At 59.9% G+C, this 25,144-nt stretch carries 24 protein-coding genes; 15 read left to right on the forward strand and 9 right to left on the reverse strand.

Features of this window, described 5'->3' with window-relative positions:
- Positions 1-176: 176 nt before the first annotated feature.
- Positions 177-1,097 carry a choline ABC transporter substrate-binding protein gene (gene choX, locus HXW87_RS04195; RefSeq protein WP_121182900.1) on the reverse strand — a complete coding sequence of 307 codons (921 nt, stop codon included), beginning with the start codon at positions 1,095-1,097 and terminating at the stop codon, positions 177-179.
- A gap of 15 nt (positions 1,098-1,112) precedes the next feature.
- On the reverse strand, positions 1,113-2,627 hold the full coding sequence (gene betC / locus HXW87_RS04200) for a choline-sulfatase (protein ID WP_239778460.1): 1,515 nt from the start codon (positions 2,625-2,627) through the stop codon (positions 1,113-1,115).
- 114 nt (positions 2,628-2,741) lie between these two features.
- Here betC and HXW87_RS04205 point away from each other — a divergent pair, with 114 nt between their 5' ends.
- Complete coding sequence (locus tag HXW87_RS04205) at positions 2,742-3,692, forward strand: LysR family transcriptional regulator (protein WP_095667921.1); 951 nt, start codon at positions 2,742-2,744, stop codon at positions 3,690-3,692.
- Between the two features lie 46 nt (positions 3,693-3,738).
- Here HXW87_RS04205 and HXW87_RS04210 read toward each other — a convergent pair whose 3' ends face one another.
- Entirely contained in the window at positions 3,739-4,404 is a 666-nt protein-coding gene (locus HXW87_RS04210) for an NAD(P)H-binding protein (RefSeq protein ID WP_041073642.1), read from the reverse strand.
- A gap of 83 nt (positions 4,405-4,487) precedes the next feature.
- On the opposite strand from HXW87_RS04210, the gene HXW87_RS04215 reads away from it, so the two are divergent.
- The 3 genes from HXW87_RS04215 (at position 4,488) to HXW87_RS04225 (ending at position 7,205) form a co-directional block, all read left to right on the forward strand.
- Positions 4,488-4,832, forward strand: coding sequence for a DOPA 4,5-dioxygenase family protein (locus tag HXW87_RS04215; protein WP_047297438.1), 345 nt, complete (start codon positions 4,488-4,490; stop codon positions 4,830-4,832).
- A 227-nt stretch (positions 4,833-5,059) separates the two neighbouring features.
- Positions 5,060-6,367: a CitMHS family transporter gene (locus tag HXW87_RS04220; protein WP_041073646.1), complete on the forward strand. Its 1,308-nt coding sequence runs from the start codon at positions 5,060-5,062 to the stop codon at positions 6,365-6,367.
- A gap of 70 nt (positions 6,368-6,437) precedes the next feature.
- A complete protein-coding gene (locus tag HXW87_RS04225; protein WP_047297439.1) occupies positions 6,438-7,205 on the forward strand; it encodes a TerC family protein in 768 nt (255 codons plus the stop codon).
- Between the two features lie 130 nt (positions 7,206-7,335).
- Here the strand turns inward: HXW87_RS04225 and HXW87_RS04230 are convergent, their stop codons facing one another.
- Positions 7,336-7,686, reverse strand: a complete 351-nt coding sequence (locus HXW87_RS04230) for a DUF6124 family protein (protein ID WP_095667919.1) — start codon at positions 7,684-7,686, stop codon at positions 7,336-7,338.
- Positions 7,687-8,258: 572 nt separating this feature from the next.
- Here HXW87_RS04230 and HXW87_RS04235 point away from each other — a divergent pair.
- From HXW87_RS04235 to HXW87_RS04280, 10 genes are all read left to right on the forward strand, one after another.
- On the forward strand, positions 8,259-8,756 hold the full coding sequence (locus HXW87_RS04235) for a PAAR domain-containing protein (protein WP_007962705.1): 498 nt from the start codon (positions 8,259-8,261) through the stop codon (positions 8,754-8,756).
- 17 nt (positions 8,757-8,773) lie between these two features.
- A complete protein-coding gene (locus HXW87_RS04240; RefSeq protein WP_182403221.1) occupies positions 8,774-9,931 on the forward strand; it encodes a hypothetical protein in 1,158 nt (385 codons plus the stop codon).
- Positions 9,931-10,560, forward strand: a complete 630-nt coding sequence (locus HXW87_RS04245; protein WP_095667918.1) for a hypothetical protein — start codon at positions 9,931-9,933, stop codon at positions 10,558-10,560. The genes HXW87_RS04240 and HXW87_RS04245 overlap by 1 nt, the downstream gene beginning before the upstream one ends.
- A 235-nt stretch (positions 10,561-10,795) precedes the next feature.
- Positions 10,796-12,454 carry a Na/Pi cotransporter family protein gene (locus HXW87_RS04250; RefSeq protein WP_239778461.1) on the forward strand — a complete coding sequence of 553 codons (1,659 nt, stop codon included), beginning with the start codon at positions 10,796-10,798 and terminating at the stop codon, positions 12,452-12,454.
- 163 nt (positions 12,455-12,617) lie between these two features.
- Positions 12,618-14,009 (forward strand): insulinase family protein, encoded by a 1,392-nt coding sequence (locus HXW87_RS04255; protein WP_095667917.1) that lies wholly within the window; start codon positions 12,618-12,620, stop codon positions 14,007-14,009.
- A 189-nt stretch (positions 14,010-14,198) separates the two neighbouring features.
- A complete protein-coding gene (locus tag HXW87_RS04260; protein ID WP_182403227.1) occupies positions 14,199-15,227 on the forward strand; it encodes a DUF5924 family protein in 1,029 nt (342 codons plus the stop codon).
- 54 nt (positions 15,228-15,281) lie between these two features.
- Complete coding sequence (locus HXW87_RS04265; protein ID WP_239778462.1) at positions 15,282-16,430, forward strand: ABC transporter permease; 1,149 nt, start codon at positions 15,282-15,284, stop codon at positions 16,428-16,430.
- Positions 16,427-17,230 carry an ABC transporter ATP-binding protein gene (locus tag HXW87_RS04270; protein WP_182403229.1) on the forward strand — a complete coding sequence of 268 codons (804 nt, stop codon included), beginning with the start codon at positions 16,427-16,429 and terminating at the stop codon, positions 17,228-17,230. Before HXW87_RS04265 ends, HXW87_RS04270 begins: the two co-directional genes overlap by 4 nt.
- A 1-nt stretch (position 17,231) precedes the next feature.
- Complete coding sequence (locus tag HXW87_RS04275; RefSeq protein ID WP_121182912.1) at positions 17,232-18,170, forward strand: MlaD family protein; 939 nt, start codon at positions 17,232-17,234, stop codon at positions 18,168-18,170.
- Positions 18,167-18,790: an ABC-type transport auxiliary lipoprotein family protein gene (locus HXW87_RS04280; RefSeq protein ID WP_121182914.1), complete on the forward strand. Its 624-nt coding sequence runs from the start codon at positions 18,167-18,169 to the stop codon at positions 18,788-18,790. The genes HXW87_RS04275 and HXW87_RS04280 overlap by 4 nt, the downstream gene beginning before the upstream one ends.
- Positions 18,791-18,930: 140 nt before the next feature.
- Here HXW87_RS04280 and HXW87_RS04285 read toward each other — a convergent pair whose 3' ends face one another.
- From HXW87_RS04285 to HXW87_RS04305, 5 genes are all read right to left on the reverse strand, one after another.
- Positions 18,931-20,160: a spore maturation protein gene (locus tag HXW87_RS04285; RefSeq protein WP_041073662.1), complete on the reverse strand. Its 1,230-nt coding sequence runs from the start codon at positions 20,158-20,160 to the stop codon at positions 18,931-18,933.
- Between the two features lie 186 nt (positions 20,161-20,346).
- A complete protein-coding gene (gene gltP, locus HXW87_RS04290; protein WP_047297447.1) occupies positions 20,347-21,678 on the reverse strand; it encodes a glutamate/aspartate:proton symporter GltP in 1,332 nt (443 codons plus the stop codon).
- Between the two features lie 700 nt (positions 21,679-22,378).
- Positions 22,379-22,843 carry an inhibitor of vertebrate lysozyme family protein gene (locus HXW87_RS04295; protein WP_047297448.1) on the reverse strand — a complete coding sequence of 155 codons (465 nt, stop codon included), beginning with the start codon at positions 22,841-22,843 and terminating at the stop codon, positions 22,379-22,381.
- 2 nt (positions 22,844-22,845) lie between these two features.
- Positions 22,846-23,010, reverse strand: a complete 165-nt coding sequence (locus tag HXW87_RS04300; protein ID WP_003177151.1) for a DUF1328 domain-containing protein — start codon at positions 23,008-23,010, stop codon at positions 22,846-22,848.
- Positions 23,011-23,082: 72 nt separating this feature from the next.
- On the reverse strand, positions 23,083-23,367 hold the full coding sequence (locus HXW87_RS04305; RefSeq protein WP_239778463.1) for a hypothetical protein: 285 nt from the start codon (positions 23,365-23,367) through the stop codon (positions 23,083-23,085).
- 426 nt (positions 23,368-23,793) lie between these two features.
- Here HXW87_RS04305 and algB point away from each other — a divergent pair, with 426 nt between their 5' ends.
- Positions 23,794-25,140 carry a sigma-54-dependent response regulator transcription factor AlgB gene (gene algB / locus HXW87_RS04310; RefSeq protein WP_047297450.1) on the forward strand — a complete coding sequence of 449 codons (1,347 nt, stop codon included), beginning with the start codon at positions 23,794-23,796 and terminating at the stop codon, positions 25,138-25,140.
- Positions 25,141-25,144: the final 4 nt, after the last annotated feature.

The following is a 25,144-nucleotide window of genomic DNA, read 5'->3' on the forward strand; positions in this document are numbered from 1 at the left end:
AGCCTAACAGGACAGTACGGTCATTGTGGTGAGGGGATTTATCCCCGATGGGCTGCGAAGCAGCCCTGAATCCACTAGTCGCGGTAGATCTGACATACCGTGAATTCAGATTTAAGGGCCGCTTTGCGGCCCATCGGGGATAAATCCCCTCACTACAAGAAGCGGGTTGGACTGGATCAGAGTTTGGCCTTCACCGCTGGCAAAGCATCCTTGCCATCGACGGTCTTCACCCCCTCCAGCCACTTGTCCAGCACCGCCGGATTGGCCTTGATCCATGCCTTTACCGCATCGGCATTGCTGACTTTCTTGTTCACCACCTCGGCCATGATGCTGTTCTCCATGTCCTGAGTGAACGACAGGTTGGTCAGCAACTTGCCCACGTTCGGGCAAGCCTCGGCGTAGCCCTTGCGCGTCAGGGTGTAGACGCTGCCGGTGTCGCCGAAATACTTCTCGCCGCCCTTGAGGTAATGCATCTTCAGTTGCACGTTCATCGGGTGCGGGGTCCAGCCGAGGAAGGTGACGAATTTCTGCTTCTTCACGGCCCGCGAGACTTCGGCGAGCATCGCTTGTTCGCTGGATTCGATCAGCTTCCACTGGCCCAGGTTGAAGTCGTTTTTCTTGATGATTTCCTGTAGCGAAATGTTCGCGGGCGCGCCGGAACCGATGCCGTAGATTTTCTTGTCGAATTTGTCCGCGTATTGGTTCAGGTCGGCAAAGTCATGCACACCGGCATCCCACACATAATCCGGGACGGCCAGGGTGAATTCGGTGCCGTCGAGGTTCTTCGCCAGTTGCGTGACGTCACCGGTGGCGACGAACTTGTCGTAGAAGCCCTGCTGCGCCGGCATCCAGTTGCCGAGAAAGACATCCACCTGGCCGTCCTTCAGACCGCCGAAGGTGATCGGTACCGCGAGAGTGTCGACCTTGGCCTTGTAGCCCATGCCGTCCAGCAGAAACCCGGTGATGGCGTTGGTCGCGGCGATGTCACTCCAACCCGGGTCGGCCATTTTCACCGTTTCGCAGCTTTGCTCGGCAAATGCCGACGCGCTGCCCAGAGCCAGCAGGCCTATCGTCAGTACTGTGGATAACTTGCGCATGGACTTCCCCTTACATTATTGGTTTTGGCAGGGTTGTGGATAACGAGCCTTGCGTTCCAGATCGTCGAGGTCGATGTGGTTGCGCATGTACTGCTGACTGGCGTCCACCAGCGGCTGGTGGTCCCAGCTCTTCAGCTTGCCGATGGTCAGGGCATCGGCGACAAAACGACGACGGCGCTGGCTGGCGAGGACCTCGCGGTGAATGGCCGGCATGTCCCATTTGGCCCGCGCTTCGGCGAGAAAATCGTCGAACAGTTGGCGATGTTGCGGTGACTGGCTGAGTTCTTTGAGTTCACGCGGGTCGTTGTGCACATCGAAGAGTAGGCAAGGGTCGCTTTCGCTGTAGATAAATTTGTAGGCGCCGCGGCGGATCATCATCAGCGGGCTGACGGTGCCTTCGGCCATGTATTCGCCGAACACTTCGTCATGCCCGCCCTGCCCTTGCAGATGCGGCACCAGGGAGCGGCCGTCCAGCGGCAGATTCAGTTCCAGGCTGCCGCCGGCCAGTTCGACGAAGGTCGGCAACAGGTCGGCGGTGGAGACGGCCGAGCTGACACGGCCCGATTTGAACTGACCGGGTGCACTTATCAACAGGGGCACGCGAGCGGCCATCTCGAACCAGTGCATTTTGTACCAGAGTCCCTTTTCTCCCAGCATGTCGCCATGGTCGCCAGAGAAGACGATGACGGTGTCGTCCATCAGCCCACAATCTTCGAGGGTTTTCAGGAGTTTGCCGACGTTGGCATCGATATAGCTGCAAGCACCGAAGTATGCGCGCCGCGCGTCGCGGATTTTATCCACAGGCAGTGGCTTGTCCCACAGGTCATAGACCTTGAGCAGGCGTTGCGAATGTGGATCGAGGGAATGTTGATCAGGCGTCGTCGGAAGCGGGATATCCGCGTCGTCGTACAAATCCCAGAACGCCTTGGGAATGGTGTATGGGTCGTGTGGGTGCGTCATCGACACGGTCAGGCAGAACGGTTGGTCGCCGTCCTCGCGGATGTGATCGAACAGGTATTGCTGGGCCTTGAACACCACCTCTTCGTCGAAGTCGAGCTGATTGGTGCGCACGCACGGCCCGGCCTGCAACACCGACGACATGTTGTGATACCAGCTCGGGCGCACGTCCGGTTCGTCCCAGTTCACCGCCCAGCCGTAGTCGGCCGGGTAGATGTCGCTGGTCAGACGCTCTTCGTAGCCGTGCAATTGGTCCGGGCCGCAGAAATGCATCTTGCCTGACAGCGCGGTGCGGTAGCCGAGGCGGCGCAGGTAGTGGGCGTAGGTCGGAATGTCGGCGGGGAAATCGGCGGCGTTATCGTAGGCGCCGATCTTGCTCGGCAACTGGCCGCTGACCAGGGTGAAACGCGACGGCGCGCACAGCGGGCTGTTGCAGTAAGCGGCATCGAACACCACGCCCTGGGCGGCGAGGCGCGAAAGATTCGGCAGTTTGATCGGCGACGGGCCGTAGATCGGCAACATTGGCGCGGCCATTTGATCGGCCATGATGAAAAGAATGTTCTTGCGCTTCATGTGATCGCGGCATTCCATAGTGAATAGTTATGCGACATTGCTGCGATCGAGCATGGAGTCCATGCTCTGTCGGGTAAAGCCCGCGCCGGACAATGACTAGGATAAGCACAGCTTATGTATGAAGCCCTCGGCAATTTGTCTCTCGACCTGTTGCGCGCTTTCGAAGCGGCGGCCCGTCACCGCAGTTTTACTGCGGCGGCGGTTGAGCTGGGCACCACGCAGCCAGCGATCAGCCAGCAGATCAAGCGTCTGGAAGAACAGCTGGGAGCACGACTGTTTGACCGGATCTATCGCGGTATTGAACTGACCGAGGGCGGCGCGATCCTGTTCGAGCAGGTTCAGCTCGGTTTGCAGCATATTGACGCAGGATTGAGTGCGATCAGCACGCAGCAACAACACGAGGTATTGCAGGTCGCCACCGATTTCGCCTTCGCCGCCTACTGGCTGATGCCGCGCCTGCACCGCTTCCATGAAGCCAATCCGAACGTCGATGTCAGCCTGGTCACCAGCGAGCGCAACCACAACATGCTGCGCACCGACATCGATGTCGCGATCCTGTTTGGTGACGGGCGCTTCAAACAGGGCGAAAGCCATTGGCTGTTCAGCGAAGAAGTGTTCCCGGTGTGCAGCCCGCAACTGCTCAAGGAGCGCGCCCTGCCTTTGCCTGCCCAGGCGTTGCTGGAGTTTCCGCTGCTGCATCTGCGCGGGGAAAACAGCAGCAACTGGTTTGACTGGAGCGGGCTGTTTCGCGAACTGGGCATCAGCACCCCGCCGGCACCGGGGCAATTGCGCTTCGACAACTACACGCTGTTGATTCAAGCGGCGATTGGCGGCCAAGGCGTGGCCATCGGCTGGCGCCACCTTGTGGATAACTTGCTGAGCCAAGGCTTGCTGTGTCGGCCGATCGCCGAGACCACGTTGTCGCGCCTGGGTTATTACGTGGTGCTGCCGCAACGCAAACGCCGGGGCGCGTTGATTCAGCAGTTTGTCGACTGGTTGATGGCCGAGCAGGCCAGCAGCGCCGAATCCCTTGCCGGGGTGGCGCTGCCGTCGATTGCGGTTTGAACATCAAAAACAACTCTCTGTAGGAGCTGCCGCAGGCTGCGATCTTTTACGTATCCGACGTCGCCACAAAATTCACATGCTGCCCGACATGCAGGTTCAGCCGCAGCTCATCGGCAATCCCCACCGCGACCCGGTTCAGCCGCTCCAGCGGCTCCGCCAGCCCTGGCTCAAGATTGCCGCCGACCTGGCTGAAATGCTCGATGGTCAGCCCCGCCACGCCATGAGGTGCGTTCACCAGCGTCCACTGCAGCGGACTGCTCTGCAGGGCTTCGCGGATTTCTTCGGCGGCGTGGCGTTGCAGGCCGTCGTCCAGTTCCGGCTCGTCGAGCACGGCAAAATTCCCCACCAGAAACAGCCGTGAAACATTGGCCGCTTGCAGGCCGTCGACCAGCGCATCGACCGCCAGCACTTGTTCCACCGGCCCGAGCACCACGGACCTTTCCACATGGTCGCTGCTGAACGGCAAGCCCGGCGCGTCCAGCAGACAGATCACTGCCGAGCTGCCAGCTACGCTTTGCTTGACCCGCTCGGCATCGAACAAATCGCCGCTTTTGGTGCGCAGGCCGGGACGTGGCGCGAGTACGTTCAAATCGTCGAGAATCGTGATGACTTCGTGCTGGCGTCGCAGCAACTCAGCCATCAACGCACCGCCCAGGCTGGCCATGGCACCATAGAGCACCACTTTCACCGTCGGGGTTTCGGCATTTTTCATGGCTGATCCTTTTTATAATCCCTTGTATGGCGTGTGACATATGGGCACCGCCCAGGGTTCGAACCGATTTGCGAGGGTTTCAGATGCCAGCGATCAAGGGCTACCACGCCCACATCTATTTCGATGCCGACACCATCGATCAGGCACGCGCGTTGTGTGAGCAAGCCGCGCAGTCGTTTCCATTGAAGATGGGCCGCGTTCATGAACGCCCGGTCGGCCCGCACCCTGACTGGAGCTGCCAGTTGGCCTTCGGCCCGCAGATGATCGGAGAGGTATTGCCGTGGCTGGCACTCAATCGCAAGGGCCTGGTGGTGTTCCTTCACCCCGACACCGGCGACGATTTGCTCGATCACACCGAGCACGCGATCTGGATGGGCGCGATGCGGCCGCTGGACCTGTCTGTTTTCCGGTCAACGAAAGGTAGCTGAAAGGTTGCCCGATTAGGATCGCCGCCACTACCGGCAACAGACCGGTTGGCCAACGCGTGTGATCGCTCGCATGTCAGGCCCAATTAACAACAACAATGGTGATTCTGATGTCCTCTGTAGCCCGCCTTCTCGCTGAAACTCCGCCCGTACGTCTCGTGCTTCCCGTTCTGCGCTGATCCCTTCCGATCCGCTCACTCAATTAGCCGCGCTACGCCTGGAGTAATCCCATGCTGACTTTCCTTGGCTTCGCCATGGTCATCACGTTCATGTTCCTGATCATGACCAAGCGCCTGTCTGCGCTGATCGCCCTGATCATCATCCCGATCCTGTTCGCCCTGTTCGGTGGTTTCGCGCCGAAGATCGGCCCGATGATGCTCGAAGGTATTACCAAGCTTGCGCCGACCGGCGTGATGCTGATGTTCGCCATTCTGTACTTCGCCCTGATGATCGACTCCGGCCTGTTTGACCCGGCCGTGCGCAAGATCCTCAAACTGGTCAAGGGCGACCCGTTGAAAGTTTCGGTCGGTACCGCCGTGCTGGCGCTCGTCGTCTCCCTCGATGGTGACGGCGCGACCACTTACATGATCTGCGTGGCCGCCATGCTGCCGCTGTACAGCCGCATCGGCATGAGCCCGCGGATCATGGCCGGTCTGATCATCCTCGCCGGTGGCGTGATGAACATGACCCCGTGGGGTGGCCCGACCGCCCGCGCCGCCAGTGCGCTGCATGTGGACCCGTCGGACATCTTCGTGCCGATGATCCCGGCGATGGCCGCCGGTGTGGTGGCGATCCTGATCATTGCCTACTTCTACGGCAAACGTGAACGTGCGCGTCTGGGCGAGTTGCACCTGATCGGCGACGAGATCGATCACAGCGAAATCAGCGTCTCGCAGTTCCCCGATGCCCGCCGTCCGAAGCTGATCTGGTTCAACGGCCTGCTGACCCTGGCGCTGATGTGCACCCTGATCGCCGGCCTGCTGCCGCTGCCGGTGCTGTTCATGGTGGCGTTCAGCATCGCGATGATCGTCAACTACCCGTGCCTGCAAATGCAGAAGGACCGCGTGGCGGCCCACGCCGGCAGCGTGCTGTCGGTGGTCAGTCTGATTTTCGCGGCGGGTATCTTCACCGGTATCCTGTCCGGAACCGGCATGGTCGACGCCATGTCGAAAAGTCTGCTGGCGGTGATCCCGGACTTCCTCGGGCCCTATCTCGCGGTAATCACGGCGCTGGTGAGCATGCCGTTCACGTTCTTCATGTCGAACGACGCGTTCTACTACGGCGTGTTGCCGGTGCTCTCCGAAGCGGCCAGCCATTACGGCATCACCGCGGTGGAAATGGCCCGTGCCTCGATCGTCGGTCAGCCCGTCCACTTGCTCAGCCCGCTGGTACCGTCGACGTACCTGCTGGTGGCGCTGGCCGGTATCGAGTTCGGTGACCACCAGCGTTTCACCCTGAAGTGGGCAGTGCTGGTCTGCCTGTGCATACTGGTGGCCGCCTTGCTGCTGGGGACATTCCCGCTGTTCAGCACGATGTAACGGCATTCACTCACCATGACGCCAGCTGCTTGCTGGCGTCATGGTTTAACACTCGCTCAAAGGAATACACATGGATTGGCTGACCAACCCCGAAATCTGGGTTGCCTTCTTTACTCTGACCGCCCTGGAAATCGTTCTGGGCATCGATAACATCATCATGATTTCGATCCTGGTCAGCCGCATGCCCAAGCACATGCAGCAGCGCACGCGGATCTTCGGCCTGGGTCTGGCGATGATCACGCGGATCCTGTTGCTGCTGTCGATCACCTGGGTCATGCGCCTCACCGCCGACCTGTTCGTGGTGTTCGGCCAGGGCATTTCCGGGCGCGACCTGATCCTGTTCTTCGGTGGCCTGTTCCTGCTGTGGAAGAGCTCGCAAGAGATGTACCACGCACTCGAAGGCGAAGACGAAAGCGGCGACGAGCCTTCGGGCAAGGGCGGCAATTTCCTCTACACCATCATCCAGATCGCGATCATCGACATCGTGTTCTCGCTGGATTCGGTGATCACCGCCGTCGGCATGGTCTCCCATGTGCCGGTGATGGTCGCGGCAATCGTCGTTGCCGTGCTGGTGATGATGGCGGCCTCGGGCAAGATCAGCGAATTCATCGACAAGCACCCGTCGCTGAAGATGCTGGCGCTGTCGTTCCTGCTGGTGGTCGGTACCGTACTGATCGCCGAAGCGTTCGATGTGCATGTACCAAAAGGCTACGTGTACTTCGCCATGGCGTTCTCGCTGGCGGTGGAAGCGATCAACATCAAGATGCGCACCGCGATCGCCAGGAAGAAAAAACAGCAGGACCCGGTGAAGCTGCGCAAGGATGTGCCGGGGCAGTAACCCGGTAATCTGAATCACGCAACCCCCCTGTGGGAGCGAGCCTGCTCGCGAAGACGGAGTGTCAGTCGACAACAATGTTGACTGACCCAGCGCTTTCGCGAGCAGGCTCGCTCCCACAGTTTTTGTGCATTCAGGCAGGGGGGACGAGGTTGTGCAGCACCCGGTTCACCGCCAGTTCGCCGAGCATGATTACCTGCTGAATGCCGAGCAGAGAATTGCGCTGTGGCCCGTCGATGAACCCGGCCAGATCACTGGCCATGATGCTCGCCGACGCCAGTGATTCGCAGGCATGCACCAACAGGGTTTCGTTATCGACCTTGGGGTCGATGAGGAAAATCGTGCTGGGTTTGCGCACCGGCTCACAGGCTTTCTTGAGCGTGGGGTCGAGGTAGAAATCGATGGCCCGGTCGGCCGCCTCTTTCATCTTCTGGGTGTCGGTAGCCGGATCGGTGTCCGGTGGGTTGGGTGTCACTTTGAACATATTGACTAGCTCCTCAAATGAAGCCGCCATCGTTCTCTACTAAAAGAATGGAGGCGGCTGTGCGCAGGTTAGTAGACCGGGGAGCTAGCTTTACCGGCGCACCCGAGGGTGCCCTGCGCACAACCACCATCGAGTGCAGGAAAGCGAAACCTGACTGAACGGTACTTGTGCACAACACTAGCAACCCGGGCTACTAATCCCGACCACTGATGAGCAGTGGCAAGCAAACGATAGAGACCGGCCCCAAGGCGCACAAGCCGGCGGATTCTGGCGTAGCCGTAGGCAACGGCGCAAGGTTTTGTAGCCTTCCGGACGTAACACGGCGTGTGCATAAACACCCTGCAAAATCCGCGTTTAACCTCTTCAGGATCTGACACAAAACCTGTGGGAGCGAGCCTGCTCGCGAAGGCGTCATCTCAGTTAAAAAATAGCCTGCCTGACCCACCGCATCGCGAGCAGGCTCGCTCCCACAGTGGCACATCGCAACCCTTTGAGACGGAATTCAAAGGTTGACGCCCCAAGCTTCGCTCGCTAGCTTCCCCGCTCGCCCAAACGACAAACAAGGAGTGTTCATGTCTGGAAAACCCGCCGCACGCGTCACGGACCCGACCACCTGCCCGCTTCCCGGCCATGGCACCAACCCGATTGCCAGTGGCTCCGGCGACGTCTTTTTCAACGGCCTTGCCGCCGCCCGCCTCGGTGACACCTGCACCTGCGGCCAAGCCCTCAATGGCGCCTTTTCCGCGACGGTATTTATCAACGGCAAAAACGCCATGACCCTCGACAGTACCGCCAGCCATGGCGGCGTGGTGATTGGCGGCTCCGGCGACGTCATCATTGGCAGTTCGCACACACCCGCGCCTTTCATCCCGCCGCTGCCGATCATTGGCCAGCCGCTGGTGGAGTTCAAAGCCGTCAGCGCCGGCAACGGCGAACCCATCGCCGAACAAGGCTACGAAATCGAAACCGCCGAAGGCCGCATCGTCAAAGGCCAGACCAATGAAAAAGGCATGACCCAAAGCGTCGCCACCCTGCAACCCGATCTCGCCATCGTGCGCTGGACAGTCTGAGACTCAAGGAAGAAGCAATGACCGGACAATGCATCGCTCCAGACGACCTGGACATGAAAAAGCTTTGGGACAGCACCTGCGAACTGCCCACCTGCAAACGCGAAACCAGCACCGCCGGCCCCAATCCGAAAACCCGCGTCGAAGTCCCGCTGCTGACCTGCAACTGCCTATGGCGGCGCTTCCAGAAAGAAGCCGAAGACTGGGTCGCCCCCGGCGGCGTGCTCATCGCCGACCCTCAGGCACGCAACCGCAAAATCAACGCCGCGTACGCGCAGTTGTGGCTGGCGGATAACCGATTTCAGTGGGCGGGGCTGGCGGCGTTTGCATCGAAGCAGGTGGGGTGTGGCTTGATCCACGCTACCAAACTGCAAACTGCCATTGCTGCGCAGAAAGCAGCGCTGGAAAAGCTGCGCAACGCCCCATCGGAAACCTTGTTCGAAGGCTTCGGATTCAAATTCAGCAGAACCAATCCTGAGGTTGAGGAGGAACTTGAGAAAGCCCGAGCGGCAAACCCGATGCCGACCGAGGACATCACTATCGGCGACAACCCACGCTCAGTGGTTCAGCAGCAGCTGGATTATGTGTATGAGATGTTGGCGCTAGGTAATACATCGCTGTTTCTGGACGTTTATCCGTTGCACCGGTTTTTTATGGTGCGGGGGTACAAGGAAATGGAGAAGTGTCTGAAGAGCCGGCGCGAGATCGCGAAAGATGTGATTTGGCCGATTGCGAAGAAGGTAGAGTTTGGCGCTGATAATCCTGAGATTTACGCGACCTTCAAAGCCATTGATCAAGGAAACATCTCAGGTAGCGTTGAGCAAATGGCGCTCCATGAACAAGTCAACATTCTTCAGCCCGCGATGTACGACGAAACCCACTTTGCCCTGTTGATGCGAGGGACACATGGGGGGGACGTAATTTCGGTTGTGACTGGATTGTTGCCGGGGGCTGCCGAAGAGATCCAACTCACTCTCGCTAGTCAATGTAAAGCGCCTGACAATCGAAAAGTCGCTTTTGGCAGCAATCCCCTGGCTAACCTTGCCGATAAGGATCAGCGAATGGAGTTTGTTCTGCGCGCTGCTACTCAATTTAACGAACTGCTTAAACAGCCGTCCTCTCGGGCAAAACTTGAGCAATCCATCCGTGAGATTGCAGCCGGCGGGGGAGTAAAGTGATGCGTAAGCGCAGTTTTTACATTGCTGCTGTCGTCGTATTAGGAGCTATCGCGTTAACACTCTATTTGGGAAGAGGTCCGCATCAAATTTCCTTCCACATTGGAAAAACATATGACGAGGTCGTGCGCGACTCATCATTTCCTGTAACAGATAAAACTGCCATCTATCCTAGTGATCCCCCTCACCCGAGTTCGACTTGGATCAGTAGCCCAGTAATTATCACTTTCGATGACGAACAACACGGGTTCACGCTGCCCGTCACAAAATTCGGTGCAATTGGCTGGTCTGACTTCAAAGCAATCACCCTTTCTACGTCACCAATGCTGGAGACGTTGCCGTTCGAGCAAGCAGTGAATCTGCTGGGTGAGCTGCAGCAGATGTTCAAAAAGGCAGGTTGGTCGCCAGAAGCTGTTGAAGGGAATGATTGGCTCAAAACTGAAACCGAAGAAGATAAGACGCGTCTCCAGGCCAAGCTTTTTGATCAATTAGATGGTGTCATTCTGTTGATCCCCCATAAGTACAGCCTGTTTCTCCACATCAAATGCTATGCACGTTGCGACGAGCGAAATCCCGAAACGGCCAAATATTTGATTGATGTAGGTTTTGGTGAAGACCATTTCAGCGATTGACCCGGCAAAGCCGCAAACCCTGTGTGAGCTGGCAAGCCTGCTCCACAGGGGAATCGGGGATTTTCAAGTCAGGTGAATAAATCCATTTACATGACACTTTTGTTTCAATCCGCACTTTAGCTGTGCAATGCTGGCGCCCAGTCCGTTAGCCGACTACAGCTTAAGTACAAGACGTAGAAACCGCGCGGTGCCGTCCACTTGCCCCTCTGGGGCGCTGCTACTACAGGGGGTCTGCATGCTCACCCTGCTCAATTTGCTGTCTGCCGTGGCCCTGCTGATCTGGGGTACGCATATCGTCCGAACCGGCATCCTGCGGGTGTACGGCACCAATCTGCGCCATGTGATCGGCCAGAACATGTCCAGACGCTGGCTCGCGTTCGTCGCCGGCATCGTCGTCACCGCGATGGTGCAGAGCAGCAACGCCACGGCCATGCTCGTCACTTCATTTGTCGGTCAGGGCCTGATGGCGCTGACCCCGGCGCTGGCGACCATGCTTGGTGCCGACGTTGGTACCGCGCTGATGGCGCGGGTGCTGACCTTTGACTTGTCGTGGCTGTCGCCGTTGCTGATTTTCCTCGGGGTGATTTTCTTTCTGTCGCGCAAACAGACGCGCCTCGGGCAGATGGGCCGGGTCAGCATCGGTCTGGGGCTGATTATTCTCGCCCTGCAACTGATCGTCGAAGCTGCCGCGCCGATCACCCACGCCCAAGGTGTGAAGGTGATCTTCGCTTCGCTGACCGGCGACATCCTCCTCGACGCCCTGGTTGGTGCGTTGTTCGCGATGATTTCCTATTCCAGCCTCGCCGCTGTGCTGCTGACCGCGACGCTGGCCGGCGCCAGCGTGATCAGCCTGCCTGTGGCGATCGGCCTGGTGATCGGCGCCAACATCGGCAGTGGCGTGCTGGCGTTCATGAGCACCAGCATGCAGAACGCAGCAGGCCGACAAGTGGCGCTGGGCAGCCTGCTTTACAAGCTGATCGGTCTGCTGCTGATCATCCCGGTGCTCGATCCGCTGGTGCACTGGATGGACGGGCTCGACTTCAGCCCGCAGGAAATGGTCATCGGGTTTCACCTGCTCTATAACACCGCGCGCTGCCTGATCCTGCTGCCCAGCGTCGCCCCGATGGCGCGGCTGTGCGCCTGGTTGCTGCCGGAGCGCCCGGAAGTCAACGGCACCGCCAAGCCGCGGCATCTTGATTTGACGGCACTGTCGACACCGAGCCTGGCGCTGGCCAACGCGGCCCGCGAGACCCTGCGCATGGGCGATCTGATCGACAACATGCTCGACGCGATGCTCGATGTGTTGCGTGTCAAGCAGACCGCCGTGACCCAGGAGATGCGTCGTCTGACCGATGACGTCGAAGCGCTGTACAGCGCGATCAAGCTGTACCTGGCGCAAATGCCCCGCGAAGATCTCGGCGAGCAGGACAGTCGGCGCTGGGCGGAGACCATCGAACTGGCGATCAACCTGAAACTGGCCAGCGACCTGATCGAACGCATGCTGCGCAAGGTGCAGCAGCAGAAGACTTCCCAGCGTCGGTCGTTTTCTGAAGAAGGCCTGGAGGATCTGGCCGGGTTGCATCAGCAACTGATCGCCAACCTGCGCCTGGGCCTGTCGGTGTTCCTCAGCGGTGACAAGGAAAGCGCCCGTCAGCTGTTGCGCGAGAAACGTCGCTTTCGCGCACAGGAACGGCGTCTTGCCCACGCCCATGTCAGCCGTTTGCAACGTAAGATCGTGCAGAGTCTGGAAACCAGTTCGCTGCACCTGGAGCTGATTGCGGATATGAAGCGCTTGAATTCGCTGTTCTGCAGCAGTGCTTATGTGGTGCTGGAAACGGTGGATACCGGGGCGCTGGAAGCAGACGATATGGTAGACATTACGCATTCGCCTTGAACGTCTGGGGCTGGGGTCAGTCAGTAACATTGATTCAGCTGCAAGATATTCGCGAGCAGGCTCGCTCCCACAGGGAATGCATTTCAAGGTGGGAGCGAGCCTGCTCGCGAAAGCGGCCTGAATAGCGACACGGATCTCCAAATCAGCCGTACGGAAGCCTGTTATGCGTTGCCTGTTGTTCGCCTGTCTGTTGCTCGGTTCCCTGCCCGCCTTCGCCGTTGATCGCTTTCAGGTCGAAGGCTATGCGCTGCCCAACGGATTACAGCTGTTGCTCAAACCCGGCACTGAACGCGGGCATGTGGCGATTCGTCTGGTGGTCGGCGTCGGCCTCGACGATTTCGATTGTGATGAAAAAGAGCTGCCGCACCTGCTCGAGCACCTGTTGTTCAGCGGTGTCGATGCCACCGGCGAAGGTGGCCTTGAGGAGCGCATGCAGGCGTTGGGCGGTGAGTGGAACGCGTTCACCAGCAACGCCGACACCACGTTCGTCATCGAAGCCCCGGCGAAGAATCAGCGCAAAGTGCTCGACTTGCTGCTCGGTCTGCTGACCCAGACCCGCATTGACGACAATGCGATCAACGCCGCCAAGCGCGTAGTCGAGCGCGAGGACGGCGGCCATTACACGCGCCTGCAACGCTTTCTCGACCGCCAGGACCTGGGCCACACCGCCAGCAATCAACTGGCGGTGGAGCTGGGCCTGAAATGCCCGCAACGCGCCGAGGTCGGGCACCTGACCCAGGAGCAACTGGAGAAGGTGCGCAAGACCTGGTACGCGCCGAACAACATGACGCTGATCGTCGTCGGTGAACTCGACAAACTGCTGCCGGCCTATCTGGAACGCACCTGGGGCGCGCTCGAAGCGGTGGACCCGGCCGAACACCGCGAACTGCCGGATATCCGCACCAGCGCCGCCCATGAGCGCACCCTCACCCGTGGCTTCATCGGCGACAGCGCCAAGTTGCACTGGCTGGTGCCGGAGCCGATGCTTGACGATCAGTACGACGAGACCTTCGACATCCTCAAGGACTACCTCGACTGGGCACTGTACCGGCAGATTCGCCTGAACCATGGCTTGTCCTATGGGCCGTGGGCCGAGCGCGAAGTGTTCGGCGGGGTCGGTTTCATGAGCCTCAATGCCGATGTCGATCGCGATGATCTCGTCGAGGCCAGACAGGTGCTGGAAGACCTCAAGGCCGATTTGCTGAAAAACGGCCTCGACCCCGACACCTTCGCCCGGATCAAACAGGCCGCCATCGCCCACCAGGCCTGGGCGGTACAGGGCAACAGCGCGATGGCAGACTACTACTGGAGCGCGCTTGGCGATTACGAGGACGGGCGCTTTGCCAACCCTGCCCGCGAGCTGCAAGGCGTGACCCTGGAAACGGCGAACAAGGCCATGCGCGAGTTGCTGTTGCAGCCGGGGTATCTGCGGATCGAGAAGCCGTTGCTCAGTGATGATGAAGTTTTGTGGCTGATTGCCGGTGGTCTCGGGGTTCTGCTGTTGATCTTGATCGGCTGGCGTCTGCATCACCGCCGAAAACCCGCCGAACACTGACCCTGTGGGAGCGAGCCTGCTCGCGAAGGCGTCGTGTCAGTTGATGCAATGTTGTATGACCCACCGCATTCGCGAGCAGGCTCGCTCCCACAGGGGGGCTGCGTGATTTTACTGACCGGGAGCCTCGCCACCTCGCCCGGCGGACGGTACTCTGTCGAGGTTTTTCCCATCCAGTCGTGAACCGCCACCATGCAGAAAATCCCCCAGCTGATCCAGCGCATCCTCGAATTGATGAAGCGCTATCCCGGGGTCATTGCGCTCGGCGGTTTCATCTCCGGGGTCGGCAGTTTCATTTTGGTCGATCGCCAGCAAGGGCTGGCGAGCTGGATCACCATCATCATGCTGCTCAGCTGGATCTGGCTGATGCTGGAAAACACCCTGACCGGGCTGTTCACGCGCATCTTCAAGCGGGAAATCCCCCAGCCGCTGCTGCGCTACGCGACGCAGATGATCCACCAGGAAAGTCTGTTTTTCGTCCTGCCGTTCTTCTTCATCACGACGACGTGGAACAGCGGCCAACTGATCTTCACCGGCCTGCTGTGCATCGCCGCGCTGATCTCGATTGTCGACCCGCTCTACTACAAATGGCTGGCGCCACGGCGCTGGGCGTTTCTTGCGTTGCATACCCTGACCCTGTTCGCCGCCCTGCTCACCGCGCTGCCGGTGATCATGCACCTGACCACCGCGCAGAGTTTCAAATGGGCACTGGGTACGGCGGTGGTGCTGTCGTTCCCGAGTCTGGCGTCGATCTTCCCGATCCGCACCGTGCGCAACGCGTTGGCCATTCTGTGCATCACCGTCGGCATCGGCGCGGTCGGCTGGACCCTGCGCTCGTGGGTGCCGCCGGCGACGCTGTGGATGACCGACGTAGCGATCAGCACGCAGTTGCAGGACCGCACGCCTGGCGCCAGCCTCGACGAGGTCAGCGCCGAGCAGATTCGCAATGGCGGTCTCTACGCCTACACCGCCATCAATGCGCCGCGCGGGCTGGATGAACGCATCTACCATGTGTGGCAGTTCGACGGCAAAGAGGTCGATCGCATCGCCCTCGACATCCACGGCGGGCGCAAGGAAGGCTACCGCGCCTGGACGCACAAGCAGAACTTTCCCGGTAACCCGGCGGGCAAGTGGCAGGTGCGGGTGCTGACTGAAGACGGTCAGGTGATCGGCGTGCTGCGTTTCAAAGTGACAGACAGCACAGCGATCAAAGAAAAGTAATCCGGTTCGTGCTATTACGTTAGTTCGCTTAATAGCCGAACAAGCACGGAGCTTATGATCAGCAGCTCAATGAGCGGTAATGCCCAGCTGGACACGTCAATCAGCCCTGCCCGCCTGCGGGTTTCCGGGGACTGGACGCTTGCCCATTACGCCGAGCTCAAGCACCTGACCGAACAACTGACCGGCCAGTACGACGCCAACACCGTGGTCGACCTCAACAGCCTCGGTGCCCTCGACACTGCAGGCGCTTCGTTGCTGGTGGAGCTGCTCGGTTCCGAGCGTCTGGGCCGCTCCGCCGAACACCCTGACTGCACGATTTCCCAGGCTGACCGCGCGCTGCTGCAAACGGTGTATCGCTCGCTGACCGACTTCTGTGTGCCGATCAAGGAGCCGGAAGTCAGCGTCAGCGTGCAACTGTTGACCCGCATCGGGCGCGCGGTGGAAACGGTCTGGCAGGACACCCTGCAAGTATTGGGTTTCATTGGCCTGATCCTCGAAACCATTGCCCGCAGCCTGTTTCGTCCCAAGCGCTGGCGCATCACCCCCGTCGTCGCCCACATCGAACAGACCGGCCTCGACGCCGCGCCGATTGTGGCGCTGCTGACCTTTCTGGTGGGCGCGGTGGTGGCGTTTCTCGGCGCCACGGTGCTGGCCAGTTTCGGCGCGACGATCTTTACCGTGGACTTGGTGGGCTTCTCCTTCCTGCGTGAGTTCGGTGTGCTGCTCACGGCAATCCTGATGGCCGGACGCACCGCCAGCGCGTTTACCGCGCAGATCGGTTCGATGAAGGCTAACGAAGAGATCGACGCAATCCGCACCCTCGGCCTCGATCCGATGGAGCTGCTGGTAGTGCCGCGGGTATTGGCGATGCTGGTGGCGCTGCCGATGCTGACGTTTCTGGCGATGCTCTGCGGGATCATTGGTGGCGGCGTGGTGTGCGCGGTGTCGCTGGGGATTTCGCCGGCGATGTTCCTCTCGCTGTTGCAGAGCGACATCGGCATTCAGCACTTTCTGGTTGGTCTGGTCAAAGCGCCGGTGTTTGCCTTCCTGATTGCGACCATTGGTTGCCTGGAAGGCTTCAAGGTCAGTGGCAGCGCCGAATCGGTCGGCGCGCACACCACGTCCGCCGTGGTGCAGTCGATTTTCGTGGTGATCGTACTCGACGCGGTGGCTGCGCTGTTCTTCATGGAGATGGGCTGGTGAGTCGTTTACCCCGTGCGCCCTCGGAGGCGGTGATCGAAGTCCGTGGCCTGTGCAATCGCTTTGGCAGCCAGAGCGTGCACGAGAACCTCGACCTGGATTTGTACAAGGGCGAAATCCTCGCCGTGGTCGGCGGTTCCGGCAGCGGTAAATCGGTGCTGCTGCGCAGCATTGTCGGCCTGCGCCGGCCCAGCGAAGGCAACGTAAAGGTGTTCGGGCAGAATCTGCCGAGCCTGTCCGAGCATGAGCGCTCACTGGTCGAGCGGCGTTTCGGCGTGCTGTTCCAGAAAGGCGCGCTGTTTTCCTCGCTGACGGTGACCGAGAACGTCGCCCTGCCGCTGATCGAACACGCCGGTCTGAGCCGCAACGACGCCGAGCACCTGGCGGCGGTGAAGCTGGCGCTGGCCGGGCTGCCGCTGTCGGCGGCGGACAAATACCCGGCGTCGCTGTCCGGCGGGATGATCAAGCGCGCGGCGCTGGCCCGGGCCCTGGCGCTGGATCCGGACATCCTGTTTCTCGACGAGCCCACCGCCGGCCTCGATCCGATTGGCGCGGCGCAGTTCGATCAACTGATCCTGACCCTGCGCGATGCGCTGGGCCTGAGCGTGTTTCTGGTGACCCACGACCTCGACACGCTCTACACCATCACCGACCGTGTGGCGGTGCTGGCGCAGAAGAAGGTACTGGTCGCCGGTCCGATCGACGTGGTCTCGGAAACCGATGACGGGTGGATTCACGAATACTTCCACGGCCCGCGTGGCCGCTCGGCGCTGGACGCCGCCAAATTGCTCAACGAGGTCTGACATGGAAACCCGAGCCCATCATGTGTTGATCGGCCTGTTCGCCGTAATTGTCGTGGCGGGCGCCCTGCTCTTCGGTCTGTGGCTGGCCAAGTCCAGCGTCGACAGCGAGTTCAAGGATTATGAAATCGTCTTCAATGAGGCGGTCAGCGGTCTGTCCAAGGGCAGCCCGGTGCAGTACAGCGGGATCAAGGTCGGTGACGTGGTCAGCCTGCGCCTCGACCCGAAAGACCCGCGCCGGGTGCTGGCGCGGATTCGTCTGGGTGGTGACACCCCGGTCAAGGAAGACACCCAGGCCAAACTGGCGCTGGCCGGGATCACCGGCACTTCGATCATCCAGCTCAGCGGCGGCACTCCGGAGAGTCCGAAACTGCGCGGACACGACGGCGAATTGCCGACCATCGTCGCGTCGCCCTCGCCCATTTCCCGGCTGCTTAACGACAGCAACGACCTGATGACCGGCGTCACCGCCCTGTTGAACAATGCCAACCAGATGTTTTCCCCGGAGAACGTCGAGCGCGTCAGCAACACCCTGGCGCATCTGGAACAGACCACCGGTTCGATCAACGATCAGCGTGGCGACTTGCGTCAGGCCATGCAGCAACTGGCGAGCGTCGGCAAGCAAGCCGGCAGCATGCTCGAGCAAACCTCGGCACTGATGCGCAACGCCAACGGCCTGCTCAACGATCAGGGCAAGCAGGCGCTGGGCAGTGCCGAGCAGGCGATGAAGTCGCTGGAACAGAGCAGCGCCACCATCAACGGCCTGCTGAGCAAAAACCAGAACTCCCTCGACAACGGCCTGCAGGGCCTCAATGGGCTGGCGCCGGCGATCCGCGAACTGCGCGAAACCCTGACCTCGCTGCGCGGCATTTCCCAACGCCTTGAGGCCAACCCCAGCGGCTACCTGCTGGGCAGTGACAAGAACAAGGAATTCACCCCATGAAGCTGACTCACTTCGCCTTTCTCGCCAGTTTTACCCTGCTCTCGGCGTGCTCGATTCTGCCCAAGGCCGAGCCGTCGGACGTCTATCGCCTGCCCGCTGCGCAAGCGCCCGCCCCGGCCAGTTCGGCGGCGACCCAGCACTGGTCGCTGCGCCTGAACAAATTGCAGGCCAGCGAAGCGCTGAACCGGCCGAACATCGCGGTGATTCCACAGGGTGACGTGATCAGCAGCTACAAAGCCTCGCGCTGGAGCGATCCGGCGCCGGTGCTGGTGCGTAATCGGCTGCTCGATGGTTTTGCCCGCGATGGTCGGGTGACATTGCTCAGCACCGATGACAGCAACTTCGCTGCGGATCTGGAACTGGGCGGCAACTTGCAGGCGTTTCAGACCGAGTATCAGGGCAATCAGGCCAGCGTCGTGGTGCGCGTCGATGCGTTGTTGGTGCGCGGCTATGACCAGAAGATTCTCGCCAGTCGGCGCTTTGAAGAGCGCCAACCGCTGAGCGATGTGCAGGTGCCAGCAGTCGTTGCCGGGTTTGGACAGGCCAGTGATCGGCTGACGGCCAAGGTTGTTGCGTGGGCGGTAGATCAAGGCCAGAAAGTCGCCCTTCAGAGACCCTGATCGATCAACATTGCTTTTGTGGCGAGGGAGCTTGCTCCCGCTGGGCTGCGTAGCAGCCCCATCTTTCAGGGCCGCTTCGCGCCCCGGCGGGAGCAAGCTCCCTTGCCACAGAGAAATTGGTCGCCCGAAGCCCTTGTGGGTCAGCCGAAGAACCAGTAGCAGACGCCGATGGCGCCGAGTACGCCGGCCAGTTCGGCCAGCAGCGCGCATCCAACGGCATGCCTTGCGCGCTGAATGCCCACCGCACCGAAATACACCGCCAGCACATAGAACGTGGTTTCGGTACTGCCCTGCACCGTCGCCGCCACCAGCGCCGGGAAGCTGTCGACGCCGGAGGTCTTCATGGTCTCGATCAGCATCGCCCGGGCGGCGCTGCCGGAGAACGGTTTGACCATCGCCGTCGGCAGCGCGTCGACAAAGCGCGTGTCCCAACCGGCCCACTGCACCAGATGGCGGATGCCGTCCAGGCCAAAGTCCAGCGCTCCGGATGCGCGCAGTACGCCAATCGCACAGAGCATCGCCACCAGATACGGCAGCAGGTTCCTGGCGACGTCGAAGCCCTCCTTCGCGCCCTCGACAAACGCCTCGTAGACCTTGACCTTGCGTAATGCGCCGATCACCAGGAACAGCATGATCAGGCCGAACAGCGTCAGGTTGCCAAGGATCGACGACAGCCCGGCCAGCGCCGTGGCCGACATCGTCGCCAGCAGCGCCATGAAGCCGCCGAGGATCAGTGCGCCGGGAATCAGATAAGCCAGCACCACCGGGTCCCAGATGCGCAGGCGTTGCATGAACGCCACCGAAAGGAAGCCGACAATAGTCGAGCAACTGGTCGCCAGCAGAATCGGCAGGAATACCAGGGTCGGATCCGGTGCACCTTGCTGGGCGCGGTACATGAAGATGGTCACCGGCAACAGGGTCAGGGACGAGGCGTTGAGTACCAGGAACAGGATCTGCGCGTTGCTGGCGATGGTCGCGCTGGGGTTGAGCTCCTGCAGCGCTTTCATGGCCTTGAGGCCGATCGGTGTGGCGGCGTTGTCCAGGCCCAGGCCGTTGGCGGCGAAGTTCAGGGTAATCAGACCGAGCGCCGGGTGCCCCGCCGGGACTTCCGGCATCAGCCGCAGGAACAGCGGGCCCAGCACTTTCGCCAGCCACTCGACGATCCCGGCTTTTTCGGCGATGCGCAGAAAGCCCAGCCACAGGGTCAGCGTGCCGAACAGCAGGACCATGACCTCGACCGAGAGTTTGGCCATGGCGAAAATGCTTTCCACCATCGCTGCGAAAATCCCGGCGTTGCCGCCGACCAGCCACTGCACCAGCGCAGATATTGCTGCCACGACGAAGAAGCCAAGCCACAGGCCATTAAGCATCAGTCAAATCCCCCGGAAGATGCGGCGAATGATAGCGGGGTCGCCAGAAACGACAAACCCCGGATTGCGCCGGGGTTTGTCGGTAAGGCTTGCCTCAATCACCTGTAGGAGCTGCCGAAGGCTGCGATCTTTAAAAGCAAGATCAAAATATCGCAGCCTGCGGCAGCTCCTACAGAGGTTCAGCGATCAGTTCTTGGAGATTTCGCCAGCCGGCAGTTTTTCCTTGCTGCGCCAGTGCGGCAGGGAGTTCCAGTAGCGCTGGCCCTTGGCGTCGTCGTACATGCCTTCCCAACGTGCGATAACCAGTACCGCCAGGGCGTTGCCGATCACGTTCAGTGCGGTACGGGCCATGTCCATGATGCGGTCGACACCGGCGATGAAGGCCAGGCCTTCCAGCGGGATACCAACGCTGCCCAGGGTCGCCAGCAGCACCACGAAGGACACGCCCGGTACGCCGGCGATGCCTTTGGAGGTGACCATCAGAGTCAGCACCAGCAGCAGTTGCTGGCTGATCGACAGGTCGATGCCGTACAGCTGGGCAATGAAGATCGCTGCGATCGACTGGTACAGGGTCGAACCGTCGAGGTTGAACGAGTAACCGGTCGGCACCACGAAGGAGCAGATGGCTTTTGGTGCGCCATAGGCTTCCATCTTCTCGATGACGCGTGGCAGCACGGTTTCCGAGGAGGCGGTGGAGTACGCCAGGACCAGCTCATCCTTGAAGATGCGCATCAGCTTGATCACCGAGAAGCCGAACAGCTTGGCGATCAGGCCCAGCACCACGAAAGCAAAGAAAGCGATGGCGACGTAAACCAGAATCACCAGCTTGGCCAGCGGCAGCAGCGAGGCGAAACCGAAGTTGGCCACGGTCACCGCGATCAGGGCGAAAACGCCGATCGGGGCGTAGTTCATGATCATGTGGGTGACTTTGAACATGCTTTCCGAGACGCCCTGGAACATCTTCACCAGCGGCTCGCGCAGGTCCGACTGCAGGCTCGACAGACCGAGACCGAACAGTACGGAGAAGAAAATGATCGGCAGCATTTCGCCGCGGGCCATGGCCGCGAAGATGTTCGACGGGATCAGGTTGAGGATGGTCTCGATGAACGCGTGTTCATGTTGTACTTCGGCGGCGGTCGCCTGGTACTTGGAGATGTCCACGGTGCCCAGGGTGCTCATGTCGATGCCGGCACCCGGGTGGAACAGGTTGGCCAGCAGCAGGCCGACGATGATCGCGATGGTGGTGACGACTTCGAAGTAGATGATGGTCTTCAGGCCGATACGCCCGAGTTTCTTGGCGTCGCCCACGCCGGCGATGCCGACGATCAGGGAGGAGATGACGATCGGAATCACGATCATCTTGATCAGACGGATAAAGATATCGCCTGCCGGTTGCAGGACGTTGCTGATCCACCAGGCTTTTTCGGCACTGAAGTGGTTGAGCAACGCACCAATTGCAATCCCTAAAACCAGACCGATGAGGATCTGCCAGGCGAGGCTGAGTTTTGCCTTCTTCATTATCTTTACCCTTACTTGCGTTTGACTCAGGCACATGCAGCAACTGGAACGCTCTTTAGCGGAAAAGTCTGTGCATCTGCCTCCGTATAAGGTGCCCCGAAGCGCGTATTTACGGCTCTTCGGCAGGCGAAAAAAGGCGCAACTATTCCGATGCAAGGTTGCGCCGTCTAATGCCGTAAACGCCTACCCTATGCCGAATCGGCATGAGATTTTTTAAATGAAACTGACGTCCCAAGCGGTTCGATTACGACATTTCAGCCGGCATAAGTGCCGTGAACCGGCCATTTCAGCTTAGGTTGGTTGTTTTTTGAACGAGTGAATTCATCGAAAAATTCAGGAAAAAGCCTACATTTGCAGACTAGAAGTCCCACAGTTTAAAGGGGCTCTTTCTCGATATACGGTCGCCAGGAAACACGGCGAAATGTTTTCGCGCGCAGTCTGAACCATAAAAAGGCGAGCAGGACGCTCTGGATCAATGTTTTGTATCGCGCAAAGCTCAGCGCAAGTCCGTCGAACCGCTGAGGGTCGGCGAACCTGCGTCGCAGCTTTTGCCCTGACCCGGCCCTCGCGCAGGCACTCCCTGTACCCGTAGGTCACTCCGACCCTGCAACAGTCAGAACGTCCCGGCCCCTTGGTCATGCGCCGACCTTCCTCGGGCAGGCGCAATAAAGGGCAGCGGGGCGCTGCCCTCATGTTCGAATCAGTACCAGTTCGGATCTTTCTTCAGCGTTTCCATCAACAGGTTCTGCATGCCCTGATCCGGTTTGCCGAGGAAGCGGTAAGTGGCATGTCGCGTTGGCGACTTGTCGGCCGGCAGTCCTTCGGGCACATCGACGAGCATGGCGTAGGCATCTTTCTTGTCGAAGCTGAACGCTACGATCAAGCGGTGGTTGAGGCACTTGTCTGCGGATTCGCAGAGCGGCCCGACCAGATACTTGTCGCCATCTTCGGTCACGGCATTCATCTGCTGCTCTGGCGTACCGGACAGGTTCATCACCCATTCCGGGAGGCGCTCTTCATGCTTCACAACGCCTTGCCAGGTTTCCCGGTATTGCGGGTCGGAGCTGAGCAGCTCGTTGACCCGCGCCTGGCCATCATTGGCCGCGATCGCCATGGCACTACCGCCCAGAAGCAGGGCGGCTGCCAGTGTCTTTAACGCAATCATCGTTAACCTCGGCCGCGACGGCCAAAGAAGAAGGAAGCGATGAACATCACCAGGAACACGACAAAGAGAATCTTGGCGATACCCGTGGCGGTGCCCGCGATACCACCGAAGCCCAGGACGGCGGCGATGATGGCAATGATCAAGAATGTAATTGCCCAACTCAACATGGTGATTCTCCTTACTTCTCTATTTAGGGATATTGCGTGTCCCGGCGCCAGGCGCCCGAATTCGTTGGTTTGTCAGAAAACCCAGCGCTCTTCACGTGGCAGTTGATCCAGCGCCTGCGGCTGATCGACATCCATCATGCGCATCGAGGCGTTTTCGGCCTGACTGCTGCTGACGGCGCTGAAGTGCGTCTGCGTGCTGTGTTGAATCGAGATCAGCGGCTCAGGCTTCTGGCTGTTTTCCCAGCTCAGGTATTGCTGGCAGGCGATCAGGGTGATCAACAGTGCAAGCACGCCAAACAGGCCTTGCCGGATATGCAGTGGCGAGATACGCACTTGGGCGGCACGTTGGCGAGTCATCCTGGGTTCCTCACTCTTATTCGGTTGGGGCAGTGGAATCTGCCCGGGCTGAATGAGTTATTGCAGGCTGCATGCCAGTTTTTTCATTGAAAAATATTCAATAAAATCAATAGCTTACAAGTAGTTAAAATTCAGCGACGGACGCATCCTGCACGATGGGTCGTCTACGGTCGTGCGGAATGCACGATTATTTCGTAGGAGATTTCATTCTTATGGAATTGAGAGCACGTCCTGGATGTCAGAAATGTACGCGGGGTTACCCCTGCGAATCGGTGATTGTTTAAAAACTCAACAAAATCAATGGATTGGCCGTTAAGGCAGGAGAGAGCTACCCTCCTATGGCTCGCATCGTTCAGAATCAACCATGCAACTTGCCCGATTTTTCCGGGACTAACCCAAGATCAATCACTATGGAGCGTAGGAAAAATGGAATCTGCCACTGAGCATCAAGGCCGCATTCTGCTGGTGGACGATGAGTCCGCCATCCTGCGAACCTTTCGTTACTGCCTCGAGGACGAAGGTTATACAGTGGCCACCGCCAACAGCGCGGCTCAGGCCGAGGCATTGTTGCAACGTCAGGTGTTTGACCTGTGCTTCCTTGATTTGCGTCTGGGTGAAGACAACGGTCTCGACGTACTGGCGCAGATGCGCATTCAGGCGCCATGGATGCGCGTGGTCATTGTCACCGCCCACTCGGCGGTTGATACCGCGGTGGATGCGATCCAGGCGGGCGCCGCCGATTATCTGGTCAAACCGTGCAGCCCCGACCAGTTGCGCCTGGCCACCGCCAAACAACTGGAAGTGCGTCAGCTCTCGGCGCGTCTGGAAGCCCTCGAAGGCGAGATCCGCAAACCCAAGGACGGCCTCGACTCCCACAGCCCGGCGATGAAAGTCGTGCTGGAAACTGCGCGGCAGGTCGCCGGTACCGACGCCAACATCCTTATTCTCGGCGAATCCGGCACAGGTAAGGGCGAACTGGCCCGGGCCATTCATGGCTGGAGCAAGCGCGAGAAGAAATCCTGCGTGACCATCAACTGCCCGTCGTTGACTGCGGAACTGATGGAGAGCGAGCTGTTCGGCCACAGTCGCGGTGCGTTCACCGGGGCCAGTGAAAGCACCTTGGGTCGGGTCAATCAAGCAGACGGCGGCACGCTGTTTCTCGATGAGATCGGCGATTTCCCGCTGACTTTGCAACCAAAGTTGCTGCGTTTCATTCAAGACAAAGAATATGAGCGGGTAGGGGATCCGGTGACCCGCCGCGCCGATGTGCGGATTCTCGCCGCGACCAACCTCAATCTTGAGGACATGGTGCGCGACGGGCGCTTCCGTGAAGACCTGTTGTATCGCCTCAATGTGATCACCCTGCATTTGCCGCCATTGCGCGAACGTGCCGAGGACATCCTGACTCTGGCGGACCGCTTCCTCGCGCGTTTCGTCAAAGAGTACGCGCGGCCGGCACGGGGCTTCAGTGACGAGGCGCGAGAGGCGTTGCTGGGTTATCGCTGGCCGGGCAACATCCGAGAGCTGCGTAACGTGGTGGAACGGGCAAGCATTATCTGCCCGCAGGAACGCGTGGAAATCAGCCACCTCGGCATGGCCGAGCAACCGGCGAACAACGCACCGCGGGTCGGTGCCGCGCTGAGCCTCGATGAACTGGAAAAAGCCCACATTGGCGCGGTGCTGGCAACGGCAGGCACCCTTGATCAGGCAGCGAAAACCTTGGGCATCGACGCGTCGACCCTGTATCGCAAGCGCAAGCAGTACAACCTGTGAGCAC

This window comes from Pseudomonas sp. Y5-11 (assembly GCF_022368695.1).
GTDB lineage: Bacteria > Pseudomonadota > Gammaproteobacteria > Pseudomonadales > Pseudomonadaceae > Aquipseudomonas > Aquipseudomonas parakoreensis.

Coding starts and splice junctions, on each gene's coding strand:
- HXW87_RS04230 (WP_095667919.1), bottom strand. CDS start 7,686: ATGTTCAAAGTGACACCCAACCCACCGGACACCGATCCGGCTACCGAC.
- HXW87_RS04280 (WP_121182914.1), top strand. CDS start 18,167: ATGAAGCTGACTCACTTCGCCTTTCTCGCCAGTTTTACCCTGCTCTCG.
- HXW87_RS04275 (WP_121182912.1), top strand. CDS start 17,232: ATGGAAACCCGAGCCCATCATGTGTTGATCGGCCTGTTCGCCGTAATT.
- HXW87_RS04210 (WP_041073642.1), bottom strand. CDS start 4,404: ATGAAAAATGCCGAAACCCCGACGGTGAAAGTGGTGCTCTATGGTGCC.
- HXW87_RS04260 (WP_182403227.1), top strand. CDS start 14,199: ATGCAGAAAATCCCCCAGCTGATCCAGCGCATCCTCGAATTGATGAAG.
- HXW87_RS04255 (WP_095667917.1), top strand. CDS start 12,618: ATGCGTTGCCTGTTGTTCGCCTGTCTGTTGCTCGGTTCCCTGCCCGCC.
- HXW87_RS04245 (WP_095667918.1), top strand. CDS start 9,931: ATGCGTAAGCGCAGTTTTTACATTGCTGCTGTCGTCGTATTAGGAGCT.
- HXW87_RS04250 (WP_239778461.1), top strand. CDS start 10,796: ATGCTCACCCTGCTCAATTTGCTGTCTGCCGTGGCCCTGCTGATCTGG.
- HXW87_RS04265 (WP_239778462.1), top strand. CDS start 15,282: ATGATCAGCAGCTCAATGAGCGGTAATGCCCAGCTGGACACGTCAATC.
- algB (WP_047297450.1), top strand. CDS start 23,794: ATGGAATCTGCCACTGAGCATCAAGGCCGCATTCTGCTGGTGGACGAT.
- choX (WP_121182900.1), bottom strand. CDS start 1,097: ATGCGCAAGTTATCCACAGTACTGACGATAGGCCTGCTGGCTCTGGGC.
- gltP (WP_047297447.1), bottom strand. CDS start 21,678: ATGAAGAAGGCAAAACTCAGCCTCGCCTGGCAGATCCTCATCGGTCTG.
- HXW87_RS04205 (WP_095667921.1), top strand. CDS start 2,742: ATGTATGAAGCCCTCGGCAATTTGTCTCTCGACCTGTTGCGCGCTTTC.
- HXW87_RS04240 (WP_182403221.1), top strand. CDS start 8,774: ATGACCGGACAATGCATCGCTCCAGACGACCTGGACATGAAAAAGCTT.
- HXW87_RS04235 (WP_007962705.1), top strand. CDS start 8,259: ATGTCTGGAAAACCCGCCGCACGCGTCACGGACCCGACCACCTGCCCG.
- HXW87_RS04285 (WP_041073662.1), bottom strand. CDS start 20,160: ATGCTTAATGGCCTGTGGCTTGGCTTCTTCGTCGTGGCAGCAATATCT.
- HXW87_RS04305 (WP_239778463.1), bottom strand. CDS start 23,367: ATGACTCGCCAACGTGCCGCCCAAGTGCGTATCTCGCCACTGCATATC.
- HXW87_RS04215 (WP_047297438.1), top strand. CDS start 4,488: ATGCCAGCGATCAAGGGCTACCACGCCCACATCTATTTCGATGCCGAC.
- HXW87_RS04225 (WP_047297439.1), top strand. CDS start 6,438: ATGGATTGGCTGACCAACCCCGAAATCTGGGTTGCCTTCTTTACTCTG.
- betC (WP_239778460.1), bottom strand. CDS start 2,627: ATGAAGCGCAAGAACATTCTTTTCATCATGGCCGATCAAATGGCCGCG.
- HXW87_RS04300 (WP_003177151.1), bottom strand. CDS start 23,010: ATGTTGAGTTGGGCAATTACATTCTTGATCATTGCCATCATCGCCGCC.
- HXW87_RS04220 (WP_041073646.1), top strand. CDS start 5,060: ATGCTGACTTTCCTTGGCTTCGCCATGGTCATCACGTTCATGTTCCTG.
- HXW87_RS04295 (WP_047297448.1), bottom strand. CDS start 22,843: ATGATTGCGTTAAAGACACTGGCAGCCGCCCTGCTTCTGGGCGGTAGT.